This is a genomic window from Sinorhizobium sp. BG8 (assembly GCF_016864555.1).
Lineage (GTDB): Bacteria > Pseudomonadota > Alphaproteobacteria > Rhizobiales > Rhizobiaceae > BG8.
This window is the reverse complement of record NZ_CP044012.1, coordinates 833,049-858,970: the sequence shown is the minus strand read 5'-3', so window position 1 is coordinate 858,970 and position 25,922 is coordinate 833,049. Positions and strand designations below refer to the sequence as shown.

At 61.5% G+C, this 25,922-nt stretch carries 20 protein-coding genes and 1 pseudogene; 10 read left to right on the top strand and 11 right to left on the bottom strand.

All coding sequences use genetic code 11. From position 1 onward, the window contains the following. Positions 1-100: 100 nt before the first annotated feature. The 3 genes from F3Y30_RS24915 to bcsN form a co-directional block, all read right to left on the bottom strand. A complete protein-coding gene (locus tag F3Y30_RS24915) occupies positions 101-2,461 on the bottom strand; it encodes a cellulose biosynthesis cyclic di-GMP-binding regulatory protein BcsB (RefSeq protein WP_203426951.1) in 2,361 nt (786 codons plus the stop codon). Then, a complete protein-coding gene (bcsA, locus tag F3Y30_RS24910; RefSeq protein ID WP_203426950.1) occupies positions 2,458-4,638 on the bottom strand; it encodes a UDP-forming cellulose synthase catalytic subunit in 2,181 nt (726 codons plus the stop codon). The genes F3Y30_RS24915 and bcsA overlap by 4 nt, the downstream gene beginning before the upstream one ends. Before the next feature lie 402 nt (positions 4,639-5,040). Continuing rightward, a complete protein-coding gene (gene bcsN / locus F3Y30_RS24905) occupies positions 5,041-5,733 on the bottom strand; it encodes a cellulose biosynthesis protein BcsN (RefSeq protein WP_203426949.1) in 693 nt (230 codons plus the stop codon). A gap of 704 nt (positions 5,734-6,437) precedes the next feature. Between bcsN and F3Y30_RS24900 the strand changes: the two genes are divergently transcribed. The 10 genes from F3Y30_RS24900 (at position 6,438) to F3Y30_RS24855 (ending at position 15,785) form a co-directional block, all read left to right on the top strand. After that, complete coding sequence (locus F3Y30_RS24900) at positions 6,438-6,611, top strand: hypothetical protein (RefSeq protein WP_203426948.1); 174 nt, start codon at positions 6,438-6,440, stop codon at positions 6,609-6,611. Positions 6,612-6,712: 101 nt separating this feature from the next. Next, entirely contained in the window at positions 6,713-7,765 is a 1,053-nt protein-coding gene (locus F3Y30_RS24895) for an ABC transporter substrate-binding protein (RefSeq protein ID WP_203426947.1), read from the top strand. Continuing rightward, the gene (locus tag F3Y30_RS24890) at positions 7,762-8,094 is read left to right on the top strand and encodes an iron chelate uptake ABC transporter family permease subunit (RefSeq protein ID WP_203426946.1); all 333 of its coding nucleotides are present in this window, start codon (positions 7,762-7,764) and stop codon (positions 8,092-8,094) included. The genes F3Y30_RS24895 and F3Y30_RS24890 overlap by 4 nt, the downstream gene beginning before the upstream one ends. Then, a complete protein-coding gene (locus F3Y30_RS24885) occupies positions 8,049-8,747 on the top strand; it encodes an iron ABC transporter permease (RefSeq protein ID WP_203427644.1) in 699 nt (232 codons plus the stop codon). Before F3Y30_RS24890 ends, F3Y30_RS24885 begins: the two co-directional genes overlap by 46 nt. After that, the gene (locus F3Y30_RS24880) at positions 8,744-9,724 is read left to right on the top strand and encodes an iron ABC transporter permease (RefSeq protein WP_203426945.1); all 981 of its coding nucleotides are present in this window, start codon (positions 8,744-8,746) and stop codon (positions 9,722-9,724) included. The genes F3Y30_RS24885 and F3Y30_RS24880 overlap by 4 nt, the downstream gene beginning before the upstream one ends. Beyond that, the gene (locus F3Y30_RS24875) at positions 9,721-10,500 is read left to right on the top strand and encodes an ABC transporter ATP-binding protein (protein WP_203426944.1); all 780 of its coding nucleotides are present in this window, start codon (positions 9,721-9,723) and stop codon (positions 10,498-10,500) included. The genes F3Y30_RS24880 and F3Y30_RS24875 overlap by 4 nt, the downstream gene beginning before the upstream one ends. A 251-nt stretch (positions 10,501-10,751) precedes the next feature. Continuing rightward, positions 10,752-11,249, top strand: a complete 498-nt coding sequence (locus F3Y30_RS24870) for a sigma-70 family RNA polymerase sigma factor (protein WP_203426943.1) — start codon at positions 10,752-10,754, stop codon at positions 11,247-11,249. Positions 11,250-11,283: 34 nt separating this feature from the next. Continuing rightward, the gene (locus F3Y30_RS24865; RefSeq protein WP_203426942.1) at positions 11,284-12,360 is read left to right on the top strand and encodes a FecR family protein; all 1,077 of its coding nucleotides are present in this window, start codon (positions 11,284-11,286) and stop codon (positions 12,358-12,360) included. Positions 12,361-12,495: 135 nt separating this feature from the next. Continuing rightward, positions 12,496-14,943 carry a TonB-dependent siderophore receptor gene (locus F3Y30_RS24860; protein ID WP_246753035.1) on the top strand — a complete coding sequence of 816 codons (2,448 nt, stop codon included), beginning with the start codon at positions 12,496-12,498 and terminating at the stop codon, positions 14,941-14,943. Between the two features lie 80 nt (positions 14,944-15,023). Further along, a complete protein-coding gene (locus F3Y30_RS24855; RefSeq protein WP_203426941.1) occupies positions 15,024-15,785 on the top strand; it encodes a siderophore-interacting protein in 762 nt (253 codons plus the stop codon). A 379-nt stretch (positions 15,786-16,164) separates the two neighbouring features. On the opposite strand, the gene dhaL is transcribed toward F3Y30_RS24855, so the two are convergent. The 8 genes and pseudogenes from dhaL to F3Y30_RS24815 form a co-directional block, all read right to left on the bottom strand. Continuing rightward, positions 16,165-17,991, bottom strand: a complete 1,827-nt coding sequence (gene dhaL / locus F3Y30_RS24850) for a dihydroxyacetone kinase subunit DhaL (protein WP_348649876.1) — start codon at positions 17,989-17,991, stop codon at positions 16,165-16,167. 42 nt (positions 17,992-18,033) lie between these two features. Next, entirely contained in the window at positions 18,034-18,918 is an 885-nt protein-coding gene (locus F3Y30_RS24845) for a TIM barrel protein (RefSeq protein WP_203426940.1), read from the bottom strand. A gap of 123 nt (positions 18,919-19,041) precedes the next feature. Continuing rightward, positions 19,042-20,004: an ABC transporter permease gene (locus tag F3Y30_RS24840; RefSeq protein WP_203426939.1), complete on the bottom strand. Its 963-nt coding sequence runs from the start codon at positions 20,002-20,004 to the stop codon at positions 19,042-19,044. Continuing rightward, positions 19,994-21,502 carry a sugar ABC transporter ATP-binding protein gene (locus F3Y30_RS24835; protein WP_203426938.1) on the bottom strand — a complete coding sequence of 503 codons (1,509 nt, stop codon included), beginning with the start codon at positions 21,500-21,502 and terminating at the stop codon, positions 19,994-19,996. The genes F3Y30_RS24840 and F3Y30_RS24835 overlap by 11 nt, the downstream gene beginning before the upstream one ends. A gap of 109 nt (positions 21,503-21,611) precedes the next feature. Continuing rightward, the gene (locus tag F3Y30_RS24830) at positions 21,612-22,559 is read right to left on the bottom strand and encodes a substrate-binding domain-containing protein (protein ID WP_203426937.1); all 948 of its coding nucleotides are present in this window, start codon (positions 22,557-22,559) and stop codon (positions 21,612-21,614) included. 284 nt (positions 22,560-22,843) lie between these two features. Further along, on the bottom strand, positions 22,844-23,797 hold the full coding sequence (locus tag F3Y30_RS24825; RefSeq protein WP_246753034.1) for a sugar-binding domain-containing protein: 954 nt from the start codon (positions 23,795-23,797) through the stop codon (positions 22,844-22,846). Between the two features lie 45 nt (positions 23,798-23,842). Further along, positions 23,843-24,394: an SIS domain-containing protein gene (locus F3Y30_RS24820; protein WP_203426936.1), complete on the bottom strand. Its 552-nt coding sequence runs from the start codon at positions 24,392-24,394 to the stop codon at positions 23,843-23,845. Between the two features lie 313 nt (positions 24,395-24,707). Continuing rightward, positions 24,708-25,729: pseudogene (locus F3Y30_RS24815) on the bottom strand (LLM class flavin-dependent oxidoreductase). Between the last annotated feature and the right edge of the window lie 193 nt (positions 25,730-25,922).

Below are 25,922 nucleotides of genomic sequence, written 5' to 3'. Positions count from 1 at the left end.
GCGTCAACGAGAGTTTCAACTCGATGTCTACCGTACAACGCATGTTCTCCCTAAGGAGGTAGCCAGATCATGGTTAACAATTCACTAACAACGGACCGCCCTAACTCTTCCTCCCGAAGCTGCCGAGAAGCCAAGAGGTTGCCAGTCCCAGCAAGACCGAGAGTGCGGCAAGCGCCGCTGCATAGGAGAGGATGTTCGTCGACACCCAGTTCGCGACGATCAGCCTGAGATTGGAGAACGAGAACTGCTGCGTCGGCACGAACGCGAAACGCGTCATTGGACTGCTGACGACCGATTTATCGTTCTTGTTGTAGCGCGCGGAATATCCGGAGAGCTGCTCCCAGTTTCGCTGCTCAGCAACCTCTGCCGTTGCTTTCTGCAGGTCGAGCACCGTGGGGGCCGTGAGCATCAGCCAGGTTCCATCTCCGGAGGGGCTGGATCCCTGCGCCAGGACGAGGCTCGCGGTTTCGGGAGGCGTCACAAGGGGTTCCTCGGCGGGAGCGAAGCGGACGGAATTGAGGGTGATGTCGAACGTATCCTTCAACCACTCCTCGGCCATGACAAAGGGTGCGCTCCAGGTATTGCCCTTCACCTTGCTGCGCCATTCGTCGACGACGACGCTGGTGCTGCGGTTTTCAGACCCGTCCACTGGCAGCGTGCCCCAGACCGTTCGGCTTTCCTCGGAAATGTGGGTCTGCGCGAGGGCAACCGACGGCATCTGGGATATAGGGCCGACGAAGATCGCATTGCCATCGCCCATGGACAGAGCGGACGCCTTGGGCACCACGTTGATCGGCCGCCCGGCCGCGATGGCCAGTTTTCCGAGCAGAGTTGCTGTTGCGGAAAGGGTCTGATTGTCGACCCGATCCATGAAGAGGGAGATCGGTTCCTCGGCCCGGCCGTAGGGGAAGCCCGTGCCTGCCGAAGCCGCAAGATTCGGAAGCTGGGCGATACGCGCAAAGTCGGGAATGAAAAACTCCGACGTGTCGAAGAGCGCAAATCTCGGTTCTGCGCTCGATGCCGCGCCGGGCGCGCAGATCTGGTCGCCCTGCGTCATAAGGACAGCTTCGATTTCGATGCGGTTCAAGCCGGGCCTGAAGTGGCGCATCGTCACGCTGATCGGCAGATCGCGCAGGATGCTTCCACCCTCGGCGGTAATCGGAACCGTCGAGGCGATGTTGCCGTTGACGTAGATGTCGATATGGCTACCCGGCATAACCTCGCCCGAGTAGGCAGCATCGAGGAATATGGTCGCTTCCCCGTATGCATCTGCATAGAAGTCCGCGGGAATCCCGATATTGAAGCCGTCGCGGAACCGCCGCCCGGTGAATTGGGTCGTTGTAAGGCCAAGGCTCGAAAAGGAAAGGCGCGTTTTGCCGGTTACCAGCGGCGTTGCGCGCCCGGTCCATCTTTGAGTCGTCAGCGTGTCCCGAGGAACGTCAAGTGGCCGGTCCATCGGCGAAACGATGCCTTCGATGGCGGATTCCACCGCTTGCCACGTCGGACCGGTGACGACGAATATCGAGCCGGATGAGTTCGGGGCCGGCACAAAACCGGCAACGCCGCCGGCCTGCGCACCGTCCGGCAATCGTTCCAGGATAGGTCGAAGTTCCTCCGCGGTGCCGACCGCAACATTCATCTGGCCGGGAGTCGCTATCGGCAAGTCCGTGGAGAACGAGAAGGACTGGTTCGGCATGCTCGCCAGCATCGCGAGCCCCTGGGTCAGGCGCAGCAGCGGCGCCGCCGTGGAGGGTTGCTCCAGTTTTGGCACGACGACATTGAACTGTGTCTGGCCGCGTTCGTTGACTCCGATGGCGCGCACGTCGTCGATACTCGACAGGGAAGGGGGCGAGTTCGGATCGAAGGAAATGTAGCTCTGGGCGGGGATGATCTCCGACCAGAGATCATAGGTCGACTGGATGCTGCAGTCGGTGCGATGCCGATGCTCGGCGCGGAACGTGATCTTGTTCGAGCCCGGCCGCAGCAGACCCTTCGGTATGTCGTAGCTGCGCTGGGAAACCTTGTCCGAGGATTGAACCGGCGCCTCGCCCAGGAGGACGTCATTTACCAGAACACCGAGCCGTGAGGTTTCCGGGGCGATCACGATGGCGTTGCGATAGCCGAAACTGAGGCTCAAGGCACTCTGCGCCTGCGCCGGCGTCAGGTAAATCGACCACTCGCGACTGTTGTTTTCCCCGGCCAGCGTCAGCGTCTCGAACGGGATTATGAATTCACGGCGCCCGAGTCCGGCAACGGCTACGCCTGCCGCCTTTGCCGCCGCCTTGCCGGTGTCCGCTGGAAGGCTGTCCGGCTGTTTCGGGGTCTCTTGCTTCTGCTCCTGAGCCGGCTGGACCTTTTCGGTTGCCGGACGCTCTCCGGTCATGTCGAAAGGTGCGGGCTGGGCGACAGCCGAGGCGGCGAGTGCAAGGAGGATCACGAGGCTTGTTGCGGCGATTTTCATGAGCGAACTCCGCCGCTCGCGTTGCCTCTCCGTCGCATGCTGCGGACGAGATAAACCAGGCCGCGGCTCGTCTGGTACAATGCGAGGCCGAGGAACCAGAATGTTCCCTTGAGCAGCCCGGGATTGTACCGGCGCGCCGACTGGAACTTGGTCCATTGCTCGGAGTTTGCCGAGATGAGGTCCGCGACCAGCAGGTGGTGCTGGGGAAGTTCAGGGGTGAACCGGCAACCGATCGATGTGACCTCTCCCCTGCCTTCGACATTGCGGATGGCGACGGGCAATTCGCCCTCCGATGTCCCGCCATAGGGCTTGAAGCGAATCCAGGCGCGATCGTCGGCGGGTACTGCCGGCATGTCGATGCCGAAGACCTGGACGCGTGCGCCATTCGCAGAGACGTTCTCAATCGAGGCCGGGAAGCGGCGCTCGTTGATGACGAACTCGCATCGGCGGCTGATTTTCACACGACGCGACGCAGATTTCTCCCCACGCTCCGACACGACGCCGAGGGCGCAGCCGGCGATGATGAGATTGACGAGGTTCCAGCCACCGACCACCAGCGTCACGTCCGCCTTGAACGGTTCGTGGTAGAAACGGAAGATACTGGCGATGAAGGCGACAAAGAGGACGGCGAATATCACGAAGAAAGGTCTGCTGACCTCCGACAGCCGGCTGACAAGGATGGATTCGTCCTTTGCCGTCACCTTGAAGGTCGGTTTGCGCGGGTTGATCATGACCGAGATCACTGCCGGCAGCAGGTGGACGCTCTGCACATACTCGTAGAGTTCGGAGATCCACGGCCAGCGGAACGACCCATAGAGGTAGTTCTGCATCATGAGGTTCACGAGCATGTAGGCGAGGGTATATCCCATGAACTCGCCGCCCGAGGCGGTGAAGATCTCCAGATCGAAGAACAGGTAGAACAGCGGTGCGATCAGGAAGATCGTGCGGGGAAAGGGAAAGAGCCAGAACAGCGTCGAGGACATATAGCAAAGGCGCTGTGGCAGCGTCAGGCCGCCCTTCATCAGCGGGAACCGGAAGCGCAGGATCTGCATCATCCCCTGCGCCCACCGGCTTCGCTGGCCGATGAAGCTTGAGAAGGTCGCCGGCTGCAGCCCCGCGATCAGGGGTTTGTCCACATAGATGCTGTTCCATCCCAGGGAATGGAGGGCAAGTGCCGTTTCGCAGTCCTCGGTGATGGAGATGCCGCTGAACCCGCTCGTTTCGTTCAATGCCTTGCGGCTCAGAACGGCCGCGGAGCCGCAGAAGAAGGCGGCGTTCCACTTGTCGAGCCCGCGCTGGATGATGCCGTAGAACATCTCGTTCTCGCTCGGCATCTTCTCGAAGGTGCGCAGGTTGCGTTCCAGTGGGTCCGGGTTGATGAAGAAGTGCGGGGTCTGCACGAGGAAAAGCCGCGGGTCGTCCTCGAAGTAACCGACTGTCTCCTTCAGGAAATCGCGCGAAGGCGCATGGTCGGCGTCGAACACCGCGATCAGATCACCGTCTGAATGCTGCATGCCGTTGTTGAGGTTGCCTGCCTTGGCGTGCTCGTTGCGCGCACGCGTCAGGTAGCGCACGCCGAGGCCATGGCAGAGCGTCTGAAGTTCCTCGTGGCGTTCAATCGCCGATTGGGCCTCGACCACGTTGTCCGAGCCGCGCTTCTGCTCAGTTCCCCCGTCGTCGAGCAACCAGACCTCGACCTTGTCGGCGGGATAGTCCATGCCCTTTGCTGCGGCGAGCGTATTGGCGAGCAGCCCCGCATCCTCGTTGTAGCTGGGCACGAAGACGTCGACCTTCGGGAATTTCTGCAGCTTCTCGGCACGCGACGGACGCGCCGGCAGTGGCATCGCCACAACGAAAAGACTGAGTGCAAGCATCGCGACGCTGTACATTTCCGCGAGATACAGCAGGAACCCGGGAATGAAGTTCTCAAGCTGGTTGATCGGAGGCAGCGTGTTGGTTGTGCGCCAGTAGACATAGCGAAGCACGATCGAGGTGCCGAGCGCGAGCGCGACCAGGCGCCAGGTTCCTTCCGCCTTCAGGATCTTGAGAATGGCCATCAGGGTCACCACCGTGATGCTGGCGATGAGCTGAGTCTGCAGGCTGATGGGGAGGGTAATGACCGAGATGATGCACAGGGTGAAGAACGCCCAGATCAGCACGGTTGGAATTTTCGTCATCGCATGTCCTTCAATGAAGGCGAAGGAGAGGCACGGGCTCGTCCGATCCTATCGTTCGCCCCGGTCTTCCTCATGAAAATCGGGTCTCGCGCCCTTCTCCTCGCCGCCCGTTCCGGAGCGTGACGAGAAATCCGGCACAACGTCTGCCCTGGAGTGCATTTCCATTCGGGCTTTCATCAACTCTGCTGCTGCACGCCTGTCGCGAGAAACGGCCTCTTCCCACGCTTGGCGTTTACTTGCATTTGTCCGGTCCGCCTTCGCATGCAGGCCCCGGGACGACGATGGTCGGGGTTGCTTTCCCTTCCTCGCTGCTTCCCTGCACCGGCGAGGGAACCCTGATGCCTGATAAGTTTTCGGTCTCCGCTGGAACCTGCCGCGTCGCCTGTTCTTCCACCCGCACGATCACCGGGCGAGGGCGGGATACTGTGGTCTGTGTCGTGTTAGACAACTCGGCATCCATCGGGCGAAGCGGATTTCCGTCCCCACCGATGTTGGCGTCGGCGGCCCGCGGCTCGCCGTACGGATTCCACCCACCCCGAAACCGCCATTGACGGTGTAACCGTACATGACGGAGAGAAGTTCCCTTTCGCCGGCCGTGCTATCGCAGAGCCTCAGGCGGATCTGCACCATGCCGCTGTTCTGGAAGGCATTGCGCTCGGCTTCGTTCGAGCGCAGCTGCTGCCATCCGTAGAGACATGAATCTCCTGCGGCACTTCGCCCGAAGGCGTAGCCGAACGGCCCGTAGTCATTTCTGAGGTAAAGATCGGAGGCCCTGAGCGCGACGCCCGGTATTTCGCGGCGCATTTCGCTGCGAAGTGCCGATTCCTGTATGGGCCTGAAGCTCAGGCCGCTCTGGCTCTGAAGCCGGCTTTCCATCGGACCAAAAAACTGCACACGAAGGAAATTCTGCCCCGGGGTCGCGGCCGACGTCGAAAGAGCGACCGTCTGCTCGACAGCGTTGGAGAAGCGTTTCTCAACGACATCGACCACAGCCGGCCCACCTGCGCCAGGCAGGATGAGTGCTTCGCTCTCGCTTACAATGCGTCGGTTCTCGAAGGGGCGCGCGCCACCGTCGGACGCGCAGCCTGTCAGCAAGACTGCTGCCAGTATTGCTGGCGCCATCTTACCGAAAAGCGCTATACGTCCGCCCGCGCTCTCGGCCCACGACGGACGGGATGCGTGTCGAATCAGCTGCCGATTTGCCATATCCCTGCATAAGCCAATGTTCACCGATAGTTAATCCCTAGAAGTTGTCAGGGAAACCCTGTCGCCTCCATTCTTTGGTTCGCTTAGGAAAGAGGTGGAAATCGGATGGGAAGTCTGTATCTATAGTTGTCTTTTCTTTGCTGAATTTCCTGTAGTTGAAGTGAGTGGATAGACTGCCGTTTTCCAGATGTTCGTCCATCCGGGCGCGCAAAGGCTCTTCTATCGCCCAATTCAACTGGAAGAATGCGATTAAGCGACACAACACCCTCTGGCTGTTGCATTCGAGAGGGCGGCATATCCTGCCACTCACCTTGAGCCAGGACTGCAGAAGTCCATTCCGACCATCCACCATCGCAACACACGCCGTGTGACGGCTATCCTGAAGAAGGGCCGTCGGATACGGCTCCGGCATGCGTCCGAAGTCTCACTATCTGGAGCTTTGTGGCCTGTTTTCCCCGTTCTCAGGTTGACTCGACTCCAGGCGATGCATAATTCATGACAAAAATTCTCATCAATATCTGGTGGGTTCGTCTCGGCGCGCGCTTCGTCGGCAAAAGATTCACCGACAACGGAAATGCGATCGAACTCCCCTCATGAACGGTCTTCGATGCACGATCAGCTACAAGGTCAACGAAAGCGCGGCCCTTTCGATCAACGCAAACAGTCTGTCCTACATGGGACACATCGGCTCGTCCGGCACCGGCGGCAATATGGCAGGTCATCGCGACCGCAGGTCTGTGAAGGCGATGCTCAGGGACATCTGGTGAGTTGAGGCCCCGTAGAATCCACTGTGATTGGGAGCCGATCTCGGTGTCCGGGCCCGTGCCCGGTTTGTCTATCGGGCACGTTCATAAGTGCAGGAACTGAAATGAGAAGAGTTGAACCGCGCCACCGAAGCGCTACGACGAAAACCTCCGGGCCAAACCGGCGGCAAGTGCTGGCTGGGCTTGCCTGCAGCCTTCTTGCGCCCAGCCTCGCCAGATCGACGGCTTTTGCTGCCGAAAGCGACCTGCGCTTCTCCCATGCCTACGGCGAGACCGTGCTGTCCCAGCCTGCACAGCGCGTCGTCTCGCTCGGCTACACCACGCAGGATCCGCTGTTGGCGCTCGGGGTGGCACCGCTTGCCGTTCGCCAGTGGTACGGAGATCTGCCATATGGTGTCTGGCCATGGGCGCAACCCTACCTGGGCGACGCAAAACCGGAGCTGGTCGCCGGTGAGGTGTCGATGGAGATCGTGGCGGCGCTCGAGCCTGACCTCATCGTAGGGATCGGGTCCGGACTGTCCCAGGACGAATACCAGGTGCTCTCGCAGATCGCGCCCGTCCTCATGCAACCCGCGGATCAGACGGCCTACGGTACCCCTTGGGACAGCATAACGAGGATACTTGGGCGGGCTGTGGGCAAGAGCGCGCTTGCGGAGGAACGGATCGCGGATACCCGGCGAAAGTTCGCGGCCGCGCGGGATCGCAATCCCGACTGGGCCGGCAAGACCGGTGTTTGCGCCTATCATTCCGGAGGGGAGACCGGGGCCTTTATCGGCTCGGATACGCGGGCGACCTTTGTGTCGGAGCTGGGATTTCGCCCACCGGCGCAATTGACAGACATTTCAACTGTCGAAGGGTTCTACGCCAGGCTCTCGCCGGAGGATCTTTCGGCGCTAGATGCAGACCTGCTGATCTGGGTGTCGTCCTTCGATGACGCTTCGGACATCGTCGGTCTGGAAATGCGCCGTACCCTTCGGGCCCACCGTGAAGGGCGCGAGGTGTTTGCGGGAAAATTGATCGCCGGGGCACTGAGCTTCGGCAGCGTGCTGTCCCTTCCTTATGCCCTCGAACAACTGGAACCGGAGTTGGCAAAGGCGCTCGACGGGCGCCCGCAGACGCCCGTTCCGTCGAGCGTCGCGGCAGGCCTTGCTCCATGAAATCGGCGATCGGCCTGCTTTTCCTTCTCATCGTGGCGGCGACGCTGACGCTTTTTGCGGGCGTGCGTGACGCGACGGTGGCCGAGATCTGGCAGGCTCTGGTCGCGTTCGATCCCGGCGACCCCATCCATGTCACCGTTCTTTCCATTCGCCTGCCGCGCCTCGTCGCCGGCACGATTGCCGGTGCGGGACTTGGCATGGCCGGAACCGTCATGCAGGCGCTCACGCGTAATCCTCTCGCCGACCCCGGACTGCTCGGCGTCAATTCGGGGCAGCATTCGCGATTGTTGTCGGATCGCTCGTTTTCGGGGGAGGGGATGGCGTCCTGACGTCAATGCTGGCGTTCCCGGGTGCGGCACTCGCCACGATCGCGGTTTTCGCGCTCGGCGGAGGTTTGCGGGGAGAAACGAGCCACGTACGCCTGACCCTCGCAGGGGCTGCGCTCAATGCGATGCTGCTGTCCTTCGTTTCCGCGATCATCCTGTCGCGCGGCGAGACGCTCGAGGTATTCCGCTTCTGGGTAACCGGATCGCTCGCCCAGGCGGGCGCGCGTCCCTTGCATGGCATGGCGATCACGGCGATCCTGGGGGCCGGGATCGCCCTCATCCTGGCACCTCGCATCGAGGCACTTTCCCTCGGATCGGCGGTGGCTCGCGGTCTCGGCACACGGCCGGCCAGAATCCAGTTCGGCGCCCTGATCGCGGTGACATTGATGACAGGCGCTGCCGTTTCCGTGGCGGGACCGATTGCCTTTCTTGGACTGATGGTGCCGCCGCTTGCACGTCGCGTCAGCGGCCATGATCTGCGGAAGGAGCTGTTTGCTTCCGCCATCCTGGGAGCCTGTGTCCTGCTTCTGGCAGACACATGCGGTCGCCTCGTTCTCGCCCCGGCCGAAATCCGCGTCGGCATCATGACCGCACTGATCGGTGCTCCCGTCTTCATCTGGATCGCCAGGCGCCTCAGGCCGGGAGCAGCGGCGTGAGAGGCGGCTTCGTCCTTCTCGGTGCGGTTCTCGTCGGATCGGCACTCCTTTCCCTGATGATCGGGCAGGTCATGCTTACGCCCGCCGAACTATGGAGCGGACTTTGGACCGGTTCCGGGCCGGGCGCCCTGACGCTTCGGGTGCTGCGCGGCCCGAACATCGTTGCGGCGATCGGAACCGGGGCTGTCTTTGGCGCGTCCGGCGCGGCCTTCCAGATCCTCCTTCGCAATCCCCTTGCGGCACCCGACGTGATGGGCTTCACCTCTGGCGCTGGACTGGCCGTGGTTGCGGGCGTCGCGTTCGGGGTCGCCTTGCCGATGCCTCTCCTCTCCGCCGCGGGCGGCCTGACGGCCGCGCTCGTGGTTGCCGTTCTCTCCCTGCGCCGGGATTCGGCGCAGTCAACGATAACTCTCATTCTCGTCGGGCTCGGGATCGGCTTCTTCACCTCGGCGGCGAGCGGCTTCCTCCTGACCCGCCTTCCGCCGCAGGAGGCTGCGGAGGCCCAGCGCTGGCTGACCGGGTCGCTTGCCGCGCGCAATTGGACCCATGCCGTGCAGGTCCTCGTGTTGGGGGCAATTCTTGCGGTGGCGCTCGGGTTGCAGGTTCGCGCGCTGGCGTTGCTGGAACTGGGGGACGACCTTGCTACTGGTCTCGGGCTGAAAGTCCAGCGCGCCAGACGGAGAATCGCGGCGACGGCTGTCCTCTTGGCGGCGAGCGGCGTGGCGGTAGCCGGACCTGTACCTTTCGTTGCCCTGATGGCTGGACCTTTGGGTGCAAGGCTCACCGGCGCTAGCGAGCCTGCGGCCCGCATTGCAGCTGCGAGCCTCGCGGGGGCCGTGATCACCGTCCTTGCCGATCTTGCGGCCCGTGCCGCGGTTCCGGGGCTGCAATTGCCCGTCGGGGTCATGACGGGCCTGTTCGGGGCGCCCTACCTGCTGTGGCTGCTTGCGCGCGAAATGGAGACGGGTGATCTGTGACAGACAATACGCTGAAAACTGAAAGCCTGACACTCGGCTATGGCCACAGGGTGGTGATCGATGACCTGTCGCTGGGACTGCCGACCGGGCGGATGACGGCAATCCTGGGGCCGAACGGATGCGGGAAGTCGACGCTGCTGCGGGCGCTTGCCCGTCTGGTCGCGCCCGTGAAGGGGGCCGTCACTCTTGGTGGCGTGGACATCCTTTCGCTGGACACTCGTGCACTTGCGCGCCGTCTTGCAATCCTCCCGCAGTCGCCCCGCGCGCCCGAGGGCATTACCGTGTCCGAACTCGTTCGCCGCGGCAGGACGCCGTGGCGAGGGCTGCTTGCGCCATGGAGTAAGGAGGATGCTGCGGCCTGCGCACGCGCCCTCGAGGAGGTCGGCATGGTCGAGCTGGCAGACCGGCCGCTCGATCAGCTTTCTGGAGGGCAGCGCCAGCGGGCATGGATCGCCCTTGTCCTTGCCCAGGACACGCCGTATCTGCTCCTCGACGAGCCGACCACCTGGTTGGATCTCCCCCACCAACTCGAGGTCCTGTCGCTCCTGCGGGACCGTAATCTGAAGGCGGGGGCGACGGTGATCAGCGTTCTCCACGACCTCAATCTTGCGGCCAGGTTTTCCGATCATCTCGTGTTGCTGGGGCCTCGTGGTCTGGTCGCCACCGGCGCACCTGATGAGGTCGTGACCGAGGCCAATCTGAAGAAGGCTTTCGGACTTCATGCCATGGTGATGCCCGATCCGGTGACGGGTGCACCGATGATCGTGCCGAGATAGCCGCCTCTAATTAATTCTCTTCATTGAGCACGAATGATTACAAGGGCCGCAACGGTGTGGTTCTCCACAACGGGTGGCACAAACTCAACCTTTAGTACGCATGCGTGCCTGATTCCGGTTGTGTGAAGCGGTCCGCTGCTTTAGAAAATCTCACATCTGGCGCGGTGTCGTAACGGCAACCACGGGGCTAGCGTCGATACGGCCACATATCGTTATTGTATCTATTGCGTCGGGATTGCGAATTGAGCTCGATGGAAAAGGCACTGAGTATATATCTTACGCATCGCCGAGAGCTCGTGGACTACGCGACGGCCATCGTCGGCGATCGTTCGCGCGGCGAAGATGTCGTGCAGGAAGCCTTTCTCCGGCTCAAGACAGCCACGAACGAAAGGTCGATCGACGACGCTGCCGCCTACCTCCGCCGCATCATCCGGAATCTGGCCATCGACTGGATCAGGCGAATATCGGCGGAAAGACGAAGGTTCGACGCCGAGGCGGACTTTGAATCCGTCGTTGAGGACCGTCCGACCCAGGAAGATGTCGTCCGACATCGAGACGAGCTGCGCATTGTGATGGATGCGCTGTCCGAACTTCCGGAGCGCACGCGCATTGCCCTGGAAATGCATCGCTTCGAAGGGCGAAAGCTCAAGGAAATTGCGGAAACTCTCGGTATTTCCATCGGCTTGGCCCACTCGCTTGTGTATGAGGGGCTGGAGCATTGCCGCAAGCGATGCGCCAAAGGGAAATAGATTTCCTGAAAAATGTCGGGCTTCGTTCGTCCGATTGACGAGGCACACATTCGAACTCGTGTTCCTCGCGAACGGACAGGTAGAGAGCTTCGGGAGCAATCGCATTACGTCCTCGGATGAAAACGAAAAGGCTTCGCAGGAAGCTTTGCACTGGTTGATCGCGCTTCGCGAGGAGCCGGACGACCCACATCTGCGCACTCGCTTCGACGCCTGGTTGGCCCGCAATCCCGGCAACGGGCGAGCGTGGGACGAGGCACAGCAGCTATGGGCGCTGCTCGGCTCGGCCGAATCGGCGGTTCCAGCCTCTGAGCGGCAAGCGGTGGGCGGCATCACCGGGCGCGGTCAACGGGCAAGCCGAGGATCGCTTCAGGTGCACCGGCGGGGCCGGGGCATGGGCCTCCGACTTGCGGCTGCGGGCCTCTGTACCCTCTGTCTTGTGTTCGCCTTCCTGCCCGCGATCAGCATCTGGCTGAATGCCGACCACGCAACTGCTACGGCCGAGACCCGTACCATTCACCTCGATGACGGCAGCACGGTGTACCTGGGCGCAAGCAGCGCGGTGGATGTTGCCTTCGATCCCGCGCAGCGAAAGGTTACGCTTCTGGAGGGAGAAGCCTATTTCGAGGTCGAACCCGATCCTGACCGGCCGTTCAAGGTGAGGGCGGCGAATGTCGAGACAACCGTTCTCGGCACGGCGTTCGATGTCGACCTGACGGATGAATCCGTCGCCGTCGCGGTCAATCACGGCAGTGTCGCGGTTTCCACCCAGGCCGGAAAGTCCCCTTCGGATGCATCCCTCGGGGCAGGCGACTGGGTTCGCGTCGACCGGGAAGGCCAGGTCGAACGGGGCAAGGACGCGCCTGACCTGGCTGGGGGCTGGCGTAGCGGAATGCTCGTGGTGAGGGATCGCTCGATCTCCAGCGTGATCGACGAAATCGGCCGTCACTATCGCGGATCGATCCTGATCGCGGACAGCACGCTGGCACGCCAACGGATAACCGGGGTCTACGATCTCAGGAATCCCGCCGATGCGGTCTCCGCAATTGCGCAAACCTATGGGGCTCGGGTACGCCAGATCAGCCCTTGGATCATGGTCATTTCGCAGCACTGAGATCGCTTCGAAGCACAAAATTTAAACTTGAGTATTTTTCTCTGAAAATAATGCGTCGCAGTTCGTTCTTTCGGTAGGAGGTTCATGGCGGTGCCATTGTGCCGCGCCTCCTTGAACGTTTGAAGGATTGCTTGGATGCGGAATAAGACGGTGCGGCTGCGCAGTCGCGGTAGGGCTGCCGGTACGTGGATGCTGGCGACGACCTTGGTCAATCTTGCGGGTGTATCGGCCGTCGTGGCCCAGGACGCAGCGCCGCAGCTGTCTTCCGAGACGAGAACCTTCAACATAAAACCTCAGGCGCTGGCCAATGCCCTCACTCAGTTCGGCGGGCAGGCAGGTATTCAGGTCTCCGTAAATGCTGCCAGCGTCAGCGGGCTTACGTCTCCGGGCGTATCGGGATCCATGACGCCGCAGGATGCCATTCGACGCCTGCTCGCGGGTACGAATCTCAGCCATCGTTTCACGGGTCCGGCCACGGTCCTGATTGGCAACGACGCAGCTTCCACCGGAGCGACGGGCGGGGCGGATGAAACCGTCCTCGAAGAAATTGTCGTCAACGCGGGAAGCGGCGGCGTTATCCAGGCCGATGGCTATGTCGGAAAAAGCAGCGCGACCGGGGCAAAGGTCGACACGCCGTTTGTCCAGACGCCTCAGTCGATTTCGTCGGTAACGCAAAGCCAGATCAACGATCGCAATCCTCAATCGCTCTCCGATGCGATCGCCTATACGCCGAACGTACGGGTGGGCGGGTATGGCCTCGATCCGCGCTACGACTCATTCTTCGTGCGCGGCTTTAACGTAACGAACACCGGTGTCTTCCGGGACAACCTGCGGCAGCCGGTTGCGGGCTACGGGATCTTCCTGACCGAGCCCTACGGGATCGAGGGAATTTCAATTCTTCGCGGACCATCCTCAGCGCTCTATGGCGCGACTGGCGCAGGCGGGCTCTACAACGTCATCACCAAGCGCCCGACCGAGGAAGAATTCCGCGAAGTCATGATGCAGGTCGGTACGGATGACCGCTATCAGGCCCAGTTCGATGCTTCCGGTCCGGTCAGCGATGAGGATCAGGTATACTACCGCCTGACCGGTCTTGGCCGGCTCAGCAACACCGAGATTCCCGCCGTACCGGACGATCGCGCCTATATCGCGCCCGCGCTCACCTGGCAGCCGGATGAGGGCACGAGGCTCACGCTTCTCGGGGAATACTCGCGTTCCAAGAGCGGCGGCAATCCGGCCTATTACAACGACTATTATGGGCACGTCAGTGAATACCCCAACGGCGATTCCGCCTTCAACGACATCGTGCACCAGCAATCGCGCTTCGGCTGGGAGTTCGAGCATGCTCTCGACGAGACGTTTACCTTCCGTCAGAATGCGCGCTATTCCTGGCAGGACATCGACGCCCAATACGTCTACGCCTACAACGGTCCGCAGCACGCGCTTGATCCGACCCTGATCGACCGTGGCTCCGGCTACGACGTCCAGCGCCTCGACAGTTTCGTCATCGACAATCAACTCCAGGCAACGTTTTCGACCGGCGTGGTGGATCACACCGTGCTCGGCGGGATCGACTTCACCTGGGCTAAATACCGCGGATCGTCGGGTGGCGGCACGGTCGATCCCCTCGACACTCTCAACCTGAACTACGGCCGCTACATCGCGACGCCCGAACTCACGTCCAGATCCGACCAGAAGCAGCTGCAGACCGGCATCTACCTCCAGGACCAGCTGCGCTACGATGCGTGGACGGTGACGATGGGTGGCCGCTACGACTGGGTCAACACGGATACGACCACGACCGATCTCACGACCGGCGCTGCATCCTCTGCCGACCAGGACGACAGGGAGTTTTCGGGACGCATCGGCGTGACCTACGAAACCTCCTTCGGCATCGTGCCATACGCCAGCTATTCGACGGCCTTTTCGCCGAATATCGGGATCAATACCTCCACCAATCAGCCGTTCAAGCCGACCACCAGCACGCAGCAGGAAATCGGTGTGAAGTATCTGCTTCCGAATGCAAACGCGATGCTCACCGCCGCCCTCTTCAATATCGATCAGGACAACGGGATCTTTTACGAGGCATCCGCGACCGGCACCGTACCGGTACAGCGCGGCAAGTTGCGGTCCAGAGGCGCGGAGCTTGAAGCGACGGCATCCCTCGACAACGGCCTGTCGTTTACCGCAGCCTACAGCTACACCGAGTTGAAGATACTGAGGGGACCGGCCGAGACCATCGGCAACTATGTCTCCAGCGTCCCGCAACATTCGGCGGCACTGTGGGCAAACTATACGTTCGACGAGAATTCGTCAGCCTACGGCTTTGGCGTCGGCGCCGGAGCGCGTTTCATCGGATCGAGCTACGGGGACGACACGAACACTCTTCGAAACGGTTCCCGCACTTTCTTCGATGCGTCTCTCAGCTACGATTTCGCCGCACTCGATAAGGAATACGCCGGGCTCAAGTTGCAGGTGAATGCGACCAACCTGTTCGACCGCACCGATACGACATGCACGTCCGGGTACTGCTACCACGACGCCGGCCGATCCGTGATCGGAACGCTGCGCTACAGCTGGTAACGGCGGAACTCAAGCAGAAACACGCAAGCGATGGAATCGGCGCTCTGCGCCGGTTCCTTTCTGCCGCGAGGGAACGAAGAATGGATGCAAATTTTCTGGAAGTTACCGTCGGCTCCAAACAACTCCTTTCTCCCGGGATGATCCGTCTGTCCTTCGTGGGCGACGGTCTATCCGCTTTCAGGAGCACCGGGATCGGCGACGAGTATTTGCGGCTGTTCTTCCCAAACGAGGAGACGGGCGAAGTCGTCCTGCCGATCATCGACGAGAAGGGGCACTGGAGCTACCGGGAAGGAAAGCCTCCGGTCCGTTGCGCGACCTACACGGTACGACGCTTCGACGAGGGAAAACGGCAGCTCGACATAGATTTCGTCGTGCATGCCGGCGGCACCGCAAGCGAGTGGGCGCAGCAGGCGCGACCCGGTTGCCGCATGATCATCAACAGGCCGAGGGCAATCTTCGATCCGCCTGAAGACAGGCGTTGGCAGTTGCTGCTCGCCGATGCAACTGGCCTGCCTGCCGTCTGCCGACTTCTGGAGGAGGCTACGGCCGGTGTGCAAACGAGGGTGATCATCGAGGTCGCCTGCCCGGAGGACGAGATTGAACTGCCCGAATACACCGGGGTATCGGTGACATGGCTCCACGGCAGCGGGAACGGTGTTGGGCCGAGCCGCCTTGACGAGGTCTTCCGGATGATGAGCCTGCCTGAAACGCCGGGTTATCTCTGGGTTGCGGCAGAGCAGAAGGCGGTGAGGGCAATTCGAAAGCATGTGCGGCAGGTCATGAAGATGCCCGCCGAGCGCTACCAGATCGTCGCTTACTGGATCGACCAGAAGAAAAATTGAGATGCGGGCTGGGAAGCCCTGCCTGAAGCGATAAAGCGGCAGATCGAAGGCGCCTGGCAGTCGGATCGCGATCAGGAGGAGGTCCGCGACGAGGTCGAAGCCATCCTCGAAAGATTCAACCTATGAACAACTGACATGGGCTTAGCCCAACTCGGCGCTTCTTCAGGTTCGTGCCATGAGACGCCGGATGATGGACCGCCCGGTTGGACGGTCCTACTGATAAGGCGCGCGAAAACAATGTCCTAAAGCGTGATCTGGACCTCATCAGTTAAGATCGGGATCGGCTCACTTTAGCGTTGCCTGACGGGGGAACGTGCTTGTTCCCCCTGTCTCGAAGTTGTTCCAGTTCGAAGCCGCTGCGCACGCGCTTCGCAACTGCTTACCGTGCGTCGGGCGCGAAGGCGCGATTGGGGCGCTGGGCACGGCTGACGGGATCGAGCGTCTGTGTCTCGAAGGACTGCCGCATCGCATCGATCATCAGGAAGGTCGAGGCGGAGCCGGGGTCGATGTGTCCGAGAGAACGCTCTCCGAGCTTGGCCGAGCGTCCGCGCCGGGCTGGGATCGATGCGGTGGCCTTCATTCCCCTTTCCGCGCCGGCTGCGGCCGCGCGGAAGCAATCGACCAGGTCGCCGCCTTCGGCGAGCGCCTTTTTCGCCTGTTCGACTGCGGGCACCCAGGCGTCGACCATCGTCTTGTCGCCCGGTTCGGCCTTGCCCCGCCCCCTGACGCCGTTGGCAGCTCCCTCCAGGAAGGCAACGAGCCCGGCGGCGTCGAGGCGGTGACGACCTCCGGTCGTCGCGCCTGCACGGGTGAAGGCGGTTGCATAGAGCGGTCCCGAGGAGGCGCCTACCGCGTTGAGGAATGCCTTGGCGATACGCTGGCAGATGTCGTCGATGCTTTCGGTCTCGCCGATTGTCTCGATTTCCGCACGTACAGCGCGCCAGCCAATTCCCATGGTGACGCCGTGGTCACCGTCACCGATCACCCCGTCGAGTTCCGAGAGCCAGTCGGCACGATCCTCGATGACGTAGCTCACCTTGCGGATCATCTCGGCAAAGATCGTCGGGGTGAGTTCGCCAGCGCCTTCGGCCGCAGCGGCATGTTCTGTGGCGGTGCTCGCGGCAAGGTGAGACGCCTGCTGTTCGGCGATCCGCTGAAGACGCGCTTGTCCGTCCACGGACGCCGGCACGGGCGGAGCCCCGATCCGCAGCGCAGGGGTTGCGCAAGGATGGTCCAACAGTTCGGTGAGCTCAGCGTCCAGCTTCAACAGAGATATCGAAGCACCAGCCATTTCGAGGGACGTTACATATTCGCCGACGAAGGAGCGGTAGATGCCGACGCCACATTCGTCGAGGATCTGCTTCGCGCGACGGTGGAGCAGGTAAAGCTCCATCGGCGATGTCGAGCCAAGGCCGTTGACGAGCAGCGCGACCTCGTCGCCCTTTTCGAGCTTGAGTTCGTCGAGGATGTGCCGCATCAGTTCGTCGGTCACTGCGTCGGCCGTTTCGACGGTGGCGCGACGGATTCCCGGCTCCCCGTGTACGCCCATCCCGATTTCCATCTGATCGTCGCCGAGTTCGAAATTCGGCTTGAGCGTCTGGGGCAGGGAGCATGCTCCGAGCGCCACACCCATCGTCGCGGTCAGCCGGTTCGCCCTGCGTGTGACAGCCTCGACCTCGTCGAGGGTAGCCATGCGATCCGCGGCAGCGCCTGCAATCTTGAAGACAAAGAAGTCGCCGGCAATCCCGCGACGCTCATTGGTTCGGTCGGCCGGAGCGGAAGCGACGTCGTCAGTCACGGCAATCGATCGAACTTCGATGCCTTCACGCCGCGCATCCTCCGCGGCCATGTCGAAATTCATGACGTCGCCGGAGTAGTTGCCGTAGAGATAAATGACGCCGGCACCGCCGTCCGCCGCGCGTGTCGCTTCAAGGATCGGCTCGGGGGCCGGTGAAGCGAAAACATTGCCGACGGCCGAGGCATCCGCCAAACCGCGTCCGACGTAGCCGGCAAATGCGGGTTCATGGCCCGAACCGCCGCCGACGACGATACCGACTTTGCCGTCGCGCGGGCCGTCGACCGCCACGAGGACACGGCCGGTCGTTCCGAAGGTGGTCAGTATATCGGGATGTGCTCCCAGCATGCCCTCGATCATCTCCGGGATGATGGACTCGGGTGCGTTCATCAGCTTCTTGGTCTTGGTCACGGCGGTTTTCCTTATCGTATCGTGCGCTGTTGGCTCGGGGGATCAGCCAACGGCTTTCAAAAGCGCGACAGCCTTCTTCATGTCCTCAAGGACGAATTCATCCGTTTCCTCGAAAGGATAGATGATTTCCATCAGGTAGGTCTGGTCGACCAGCTTGTGCCGGTTCCAGAAGCCGGCAAGTCTCTCGGGCGTGACAATGCCCTCGCGGGTGAAGTTCCAGTGACGGTCCAGAAGGCCGTCCGTCTGCTGGATATGGTAGCAGGCGATGTAGTCGCCGCAGATCCGCATCCAGTGATCCATGTCCGCCTCATCCTTGAAGAGAGGAGTAAAGAGCGCATGACCCCAGTCGACGCAGAGTCGGACTGGGATTTCAGTCGAGCCCTCAAGATCCTTCATCAGTTTCAAGGCATCGGCAGCCGAAGACGGAAATTCGGTTGCCAGCGGCACCGGCTCGATCATCAGCTTGGAGAGGCCGCGGCGCTTGGCATGGCGCGATAGATCCACGATCGCCTCGAGCGCCAGCTTGTAGATCTCGGCGCGACGGGCGGGATTGACCGCATCGTCGGCGGAGTAGGAGCCGAACGGCATGCCTGCAACAGGAACGCCCATTTCCCCGGTCATGTCGATTGCCCGCTTGAGGTGTTCCTTGCCGAGCGCCCGCAGTTCCTCGGTCGGAGCCAGGAAGTGATTGTAACTGTAGGAGGCCAGTCCGCCGAAGGAGCTTTCGATCGTAACCCCTGCAGCCTCGAAGGCCCGGGCGTAGTCGCGCGCGATCGGGTCGCGCAAGGCTTCCGGCCACCACGGATCGACGAGGTCCCAGGTGAACTGGGCATAGTCGATGCCGAGATCATCCTTCACGAGATGGGCAAGACGTTCACCACCGAGCCAGCGCTTGATGGCGAAGGATAGATTGAGTCCGAGCTTCATGACTTCTCTTCCATGAAATTTGCATGCGTCGTTATGGCCGTCACCAACGTGGCTTCCTCGGGGAACTTGCAGGTTCGGCAGGCGAGGCCATTGCCTCGCCAGATGCCTGGGATAGACGGCGGCTCAGTCTTCCTTGCGGATGTAGCGCCGGGAGATCGCGTCGAAGGAGATCGCAAGAACGACGATCACCCCGCTGACGACGCCCTGCCAGTAGGGCGACACTCCGAAGAGTACGATGATGTTCTCGATGATGCCGATGATGGCCGCGCCGAGAATGGCTCCGAGCGGCGTGCCGACGCCACCTGTGGTCGCAACGCCGCCGATGACCGAGGCTGCGATCGGAGGCAGGACCCAGGTTTCGCCGATGGACGGCTGAGCGGTGCCGAGGCGGGCAACCATGAGAAGACCTGCAAGGGCCGACAGGAAGCCTGCAGCGGTGAAGACGAGCACCCGGATGCGGTCTACCTTGATGCCGAGCATGCGGGCCGCCGCCTTGTTGTTGCCGATCGCATACATGTAGCGGCCGAACGGTGTCTTCAGCGTCACGAAGGTGGCGATCAGCAGAACGACGAGCATGATGATGAAGGGAACCGGAACGCCCAGCACATCGCCGCGGCCGAGAAACTGGATTTCCTTCGGGATGTTGGTGATCGCGACACCCTTGGTGAGCACCAGATTGACCCCGCCGAAGATGCCTGCCGTGCCGATGGTCAGAACGAGGGAATGAAGGCGTAGCGATGCGACGAGGAACCCGTTGAAGAAGCCGAGCGCGGCGCCGAGGGCAAGGCCGCCGGCGATCGCGACAGCCGGGTTGATCCCGAACTGCATCATCAGCATGCCGGCGACAACACCGGCAAGGCCGCCGATGACGCCGAGCGAGAGATCGAGCTCGCCGAGAATGAGCAGCATGGCCTGGGCAATCGTTACCAGTCCGACGAAGGCCAGCGACCGGGCGATGACCGACATGTTGTACGAGGTCAGGAAGTAGGGAGAAATCGCGGCGGAGGCGACAAAGATGATCAGCAGCGCCACGAAGACACCCGCCAGCGGATTGGTCAGAAGTAAGGAAAGAGGTCTACGCTGCATTTTCTTTTTTCTCCGAGCCGAAGATCGCGCCGACGAGCGTTTCATTGCTTGTCGTTGCAGTCTCGAAACTTCCGGTAATCCTGCCGGTGTACATTGTGATGATGCGGTTCGCGCACTTGCGCAGTTCGTCCATTTCCGACGACACGAGAATGATGCCGACGCCGTTCTCGGCCAGGGTCTTCATGATGCGATAAATCTCGGCCTTGGTGCGCACGTCGATGCCCTTCGTCGGCTCATCGAAGATGAGCACGTTCGGCATGGTCGCCATGGCGCGGCCGATGATCGCCTTCTGCTGATTGCCGCCGGACAGGAAGGCGATCTTCTTGCCCATGCTGGCGGTCTTGATGTCGTACGCCTTGATGATTTCAGCGACCTTCGATTTTTCCTTCGAAGCCGAGATTCCAAGCCAGCCGGTCGTTTGCCCGAGGATCGATATGCCGATGTTTTCGCGAACGCTGAGAAGCGGCAGAATTCCGTGAAGCTTCCGCTCTTCTGAAAGGTAGAGCATGCCGTTGGCCACACTGTAGTTGGTGTCGCCGAGCTTCCAGGACTTTCCCTTGACGGTGACCTTACCGGCCGTCGCCTTGTGGTATCCGAAAAGGGTCTGCATGATTTCGGAGCGACCCGCGCCGACGAGGCCGGCAAACCCGAGAATTTCGCCGCGCTTCAGTTCGAACGACACATTGTCAAAGCGCCGCCCCGACAGATCCTCAACCTTGATGATGGTCTCCTCAGGCGCATCGGACGCCTTTTCGGGCCAGAAATGTTCGCTGAAGGAAAGCTCGGATCCGGACATCGCGCGGATGAGATCCGTTTCCGTGATGTCCTTGATGGCACCGGCGGCGACCTTCTCGCCGTTGCGCAGCACCGTGTAGTCGTCACCGATCGAGAAGACCTCATCCATCTTGTGGGAGATGAAGACGATCGCATGGTCGGCGTCGCGAAAGCCGTTGATCACCTTGAACACACGGTCGACTTCCGTGCGCGTTAGCGCCGATGTCGGCTCGTCGAGGATCAGCACCTTCATCCGCTTGTTGGTGGAGGCGCGCGCGATCTGCAGCAGTTGCTGGTCCGATACGGAGATGTTGCGTACGAGATCGGACGGGCGGGCTTCGATGGCGAAGCGGTCGAGATAGACTTGCGCTTCCCGCTCCAGTTCGCGGAAGCTGACGGTGCGCGATGAAAAGCCTGCTCGAGAGTACGGAATGAAGAGGTTCTCGGCCACGCTCAGATGCGGAAAAAGGTTGAGCTCCTGCGGCACGTAGGCGACGTACTTGAAGAGGTCCGGATCCTCGTTCGGATCCTTGCCGTCGATGGTGATCGTCCCGCGGCTCGGCGTGTCCGAGCCGGTGATCAGCTTGACGAGCGTCGACTTTCCCGCGCCGTTCTCACCGGCGAGAATGTGCACGCGGCCAAGCTCCAGCGAGATGTCGACGCCGTTCAGCGCCGTGACGCCCGGAAAGTCGCGCCCGATACCTTTGATTTCCAGAAAAGCCATGTCCGTTTCCTTATCCGGGTGCGCCGTCGTTGCCGCGAATGGTCGCGCAGGGGCGGCACCCGATCCTGAATGCCGCCGGCTGATTTTTCAGCCGGCGGCAAAGATCGGATCAGTCGCCAACGTTGTCCTTGTTCAGGACGGCGATGCCGGTGTCGATGTACTTCGGCGTATCGAGGCCGAGGGCCTTCTGCCACATGGTCATGACAGCCCAGTAGCCTTGCATCTCAGGCTTGGTGGAGGAGGAGCTGTCGGCAACACCGTCACGGATCAGCTGGAGCATTTCCGGCAGGTTGTCGAGACCGACGAGGATGACCTGGCCCGTCTTGCCGGCTTCCTGAATGGCCTGGCCGATGCCGATCGGCCCTGCGGCGTCAGAGGCGACCCAGCCCTTGAGGTTCGGGTTGGCCTGCATGATGGCCGCTGCCTGCTTCTGCGCCGTTTCGATATCGTCGTTGTCGATGCCGGTGGCGACGACCTTGATTTCGGGATGCTCGGCGAAGACCTTCTGGTGGCACTCCGCGCGGATTGCGTGGTTCGGAGCGCTCGGTACGCCCATCATGATCGCAACTTCGCCCTTGCCGTCGAGCAGTTCGACAAGGCGGCGTGCCGCGATGTTGGCCTGTTCGCAGAAGTCGTTGCCGATGCTCGTCAGTTCCATGCCTTCCGGCGGTACGCTGTCGAAGATCGTGACCGGAATTTCCTGGCCGACGGCTTCTTCCAGGGAAGCGCGGTTACCGCTTGCGTCGAGAAGGTCGATCGCGATGCCGTCCGGACGGGTGGCAATCGAGCTTTCGAGGATCTGGTTCTGCTGAACGACGTCTGCCTGCTGCGGCGCGCTGTAGTCGATCTGCACGTCGGCGCCGGTCTGGGCCTTGATCACTGCGGCAGCCTGCTTCGCGCCATCGTTGACCTTGTCGAACCAGGGATGAACGACCTTCGGAATGATGACGAAGCGGTAGCTGTCTTTCTTGGTCAGGCCGGGAGCATCCTGCGCGACGGCGAAGCTCGGCGCGATAACGGCAGCAGCTGCCAGGAGAGCAAGGGTAATTATCTTCATAGTTTCCTCCACACAAAGGGGCAGTGACTTTCCAGATCAGCGAAGCCGCCCGCGTCCATCGGTCAGAATGACGACCGACCGCGGACCTCCTCCCGATCTGCATCCACGGCGGCACCGTATCAGATGTAAATTGGAAAATACAAGTATCTGTAAATCGAAATTTACAACTATCTCGCTGACATCGATAGAGAGGGCTGTGAACCGACCGCAACGAGAAAAGCCGCCGTGGAGCGTGAGCATCCACGGCGGCTTCGTTCATGAAAATCAGTGCGTTGGGAGCTCTCTCAGGACTCGTAGAGAAGCGCGCGGGCGACGACTTCGTCCGTCACGAGCCTGTTGACATACTTGCCGCGCAATACGGCGCGGATGATCGGCAGCTTTGTGCGGCCGCCGGATGCAAGGATCGAAACGGGCTTCCGTTTCAGCTTTTCGAGCGGGAGCGCCATAATGGACTGGTTGATTGGATGCGGAACGATGTTGCCGTCAGGGTCGAGGAAGCACCCCATGACCTCACCGACTGCCCCCATATCGAGGAGTTCGGGCAGGTTTTCCTTGATGATCGTCAGCGGCATCACCGGAGACCGGTGCGTAAGGTCGCCACAGGAGACGAGGGCCACTTCCGCGGCCTCTGCCTTTGCCATTACGGCGGCAATCTCGTCGTGGGCGAGCAGCACGTTGCGGATTTCGCTCGTCGGACAGTAGATCGGGGCCGTAAGATAGTGACACTCGACGTCGAGCGAACGCGCAAGAGCGGTGGAAAGCTCGAACGTGTTGGTGCCGGAGCCGCGGGTGACGGCGCCCATCATGCCCACCACCCATGAGTTCTTCAGCCGTCGCTCGGTGATGCGGCGCACTGTGTAGCTGAGCGTCTTGCCCCAGCCGACGCCGATGCCGTGGTGGCGAGAGACATGCGCGTCGAGCATGATGCCCGCTGCCTCGCCGATCGTGCGCTGCGATTCCTCGTAATCCTGCAGTGAGGGCGTGACCATTGCCTCCTCGAGGCCGAACCGCGCCTTCAGTTCTTCCTCGAGCCTGATGCAATCGATCATCGGCATACGCAGGTCGACGACGACGGCGCCCTCGGCGCGCACAAGGCCGATGATCTTGTTGACGCGCAGACGGGTAATCTCGAGCTGGTCCGCGATTTCCTGCTGGGTCATGCCCGCCACGAAATAATACCAGGCAATGCGTGCCTTCAGGTGATCGCTTTCCGCGTCTTCTGTAAATCCGCCCTTCAAGCCTGCTCCAATTCGCTTTGAACGTCAGTTTCCGTCCAGAGAATCTTATTCCAGATTGGTGTGGTTGTGACGCATCGCCTCCGGGGACACTTCGAGCCGTTCACGCAGCCGCAGGATCATACCTTCGAAAAGCACATACTGCGCGCCTTCGTAAAGCGACCCCATGGGAAGTACGGAAACACTGCCGCCCGTATCGTTCGCCATCGTCTGGGCAGGGATGCAGACACTGTGATCCGCCATCTGCGGGCAGGCCCCATCCGGCTGGGCGGTAAAGCAAAGCGTTTTGGCGCCGTCGCGCGAGGCCACCTGCATCAGAGCCTTGACCGTGGAGAACTCACCCGGACCGGCCGAGACGATCAACAGGTCGCCAGTGCCGAGATGCGGGACGGTCATATCCCCGACGACCGCGACGTCGAGCCCCAGATGGAAAAGTCTCATGGCGAAACCCTTCATCTGAAGTCCTTCACGGCCGACGCCATAGACGGCGATCTTCTTCGCGCCGGCGATGGCTGTGATCGCATTCTCGATCTGGCTCTCGTCGACTGCGTCAAAAACGGTGCCAAGCTCGGCCAGAGCGGTGTGATAGATCGTTTTCATGCAGACTTTCCCAGGTGTTGCTGTCATTCCGACTTTCGCGACAAGAACTCGCCCATCGGAATCCATTTTTCAACCCAGATCATGATCTGCAGTTTGTGATTTCCTCGACATGTCGTCGCCGGCAGCGGCAAGGGGAGGGCGATTCGCGATGCGCGCATCGCTTGCCTCGTCGGCTTTGCAACTGCCTCGCCCGGTCACGACAGACGAGTCACAGCCCGGCAGAATTTCCGGTGAATGCCGGCCTCCCGCTGTAGACTCGCGCCCGGCGCGCCACCTTTGGTGGCTCAGCGGGCGCGAGAATTTTTCCGGTCGACTAACGCCAGCCGAGCGCGGGCGCGACGTGCTTCAGGATCGCCTCGATCACATGTGCGTTGTATTCGACCCCGAGCTGGTTCGGGACCGTCAGCAGCAGCGTATCGGCCTCCGCTATGGCTTCATCCCTGGCGAGCTGCTCGATCAGCGCATCGGGTTCGGCGGCGTACGAGCGCCCGAAAATGGCGCGGGTGCTATCGTCGATGAATCCGATCGAATCCTGTTCCTTGCCACCCTGACCGAAATAGGCGCGATCGCGATCACTGACGAGCGCGAAGATGCTGCGGCTGACCGAAACGCGCGGCGTGCGGACGTGGCCGGCTTCCTTCCAGGCTTCGCGGTAGGCCCGGATCTGTGCGGCCTGCTGCACATGGAAGGGCTCGCCCGTCTCGTCGTCCTTCAGGGTAGAGCTCTGCAGGTTCATGCCGAGCTTGGCTGCCCAGATGGCAGTTGCGTTCGAGCCCGCGCCCCACCAGATGCGGTCCAGCAGTCCTTCCGAATAGGGCTCGATCCGCAACAGACCCGGCGGGTTGGGGAACATGGGGCGGGGATTGGGCTGTGCGAAGCCATTACCCTTGAGCGCTTCGAGGAACACTTCGGCATGGCTGCGGCCCATATCCGCGTCGGTTACACCATCCTGCGGCTGATAGCCGAAGTACCGCCACCCGTCGATCACCTGCTCAGGGGATCCGCGACTGATCCCGAGCTGCAGACGGCCGCCGGAGATCAGGTCGGCAGCACCGGCGTCCTCGGCCATGTAGAGCGGGTTCTCGTAGCGCATGTCGATGACTGCGGTGCCGATTTCGATCGTCTTCGTCTTCGCGCCCACGGCGGACAGGAGCGGGAAGGGGAGGCGAGCTGCCGCGCAAAGTGATGGACGCGGAAATATGCACCATCCGCGCCGAGTTCCTCCGCAGCGACCGCGAGATCGATCGACTGGAGGAGGGCATCGCCCGCCGAACGGGTTTGCGACTGCGGGGAAGGGGCCCAATGGCCGAAGGAAAGAAAGCCGATTTTCTTCATGATGTTGCCGCCTCGAAATGCGCTGACTGATGCCGAGCTTGATGGCACAAGATGGGTCGGGGCGACAGCTCTCGAAATCCGAACGCTCTGTTCAGCCAATGAGAGGGAACTATCCGTTCACCGGTGGCTGCTGTCCTTGCAGCTGGCGGCATGCGCCCGAGACACGTTAAGTCCGCTCGTTGCACTCTGAACC

What these genes read in the sequence shown, in the direction of transcription:
- bcsA (WP_203426950.1), bottom strand. Translation starts at nt 4,638, where the DNA reads ATGACGAAAATTCCAACCGTGCTGATCTGGGCGTTCTTCACCCTGTGC.
- F3Y30_RS24900 (WP_203426948.1), top strand. Translation starts at nt 6,438, where the DNA reads ATGAACGGTCTTCGATGCACGATCAGCTACAAGGTCAACGAAAGCGCG.
- F3Y30_RS24830 (WP_203426937.1), bottom strand. Translation starts at nt 22,559, where the DNA reads ATGAAGATAATTACCCTTGCTCTCCTGGCAGCTGCTGCCGTTATCGCG.
- F3Y30_RS24895 (WP_203426947.1), top strand. Translation starts at nt 6,713, where the DNA reads ATGAGAAGAGTTGAACCGCGCCACCGAAGCGCTACGACGAAAACCTCC.
- F3Y30_RS24820 (WP_203426936.1), bottom strand. Translation starts at nt 24,394, where the DNA reads ATGAAAACGATCTATCACACCGCTCTGGCCGAGCTTGGCACCGTTTTT.
- F3Y30_RS24840 (WP_203426939.1), bottom strand. Translation starts at nt 20,004, where the DNA reads ATGCAGCGTAGACCTCTTTCCTTACTTCTGACCAATCCGCTGGCGGGT.
- F3Y30_RS24855 (WP_203426941.1), top strand. Translation starts at nt 15,024, where the DNA reads ATGGATGCAAATTTTCTGGAAGTTACCGTCGGCTCCAAACAACTCCTT.
- F3Y30_RS24870 (WP_203426943.1), top strand. Translation starts at nt 10,752, where the DNA reads ATGGAAAAGGCACTGAGTATATATCTTACGCATCGCCGAGAGCTCGTG.
- F3Y30_RS24915 (WP_203426951.1), bottom strand. Translation starts at nt 2,461, where the DNA reads ATGAAAATCGCCGCAACAAGCCTCGTGATCCTCCTTGCACTCGCCGCC.
- F3Y30_RS24890 (WP_203426946.1), top strand. Translation starts at nt 7,762, where the DNA reads ATGAAATCGGCGATCGGCCTGCTTTTCCTTCTCATCGTGGCGGCGACG.
- F3Y30_RS24845 (WP_203426940.1), bottom strand. Translation starts at nt 18,918, where the DNA reads ATGAAGCTCGGACTCAATCTATCCTTCGCCATCAAGCGCTGGCTCGGT.
- F3Y30_RS24860 (WP_246753035.1), top strand. Translation starts at nt 12,496, where the DNA reads ATGCGGAATAAGACGGTGCGGCTGCGCAGTCGCGGTAGGGCTGCCGGT.
- F3Y30_RS24835 (WP_203426938.1), bottom strand. Translation starts at nt 21,502, where the DNA reads ATGGCTTTTCTGGAAATCAAAGGTATCGGGCGCGACTTTCCGGGCGTC.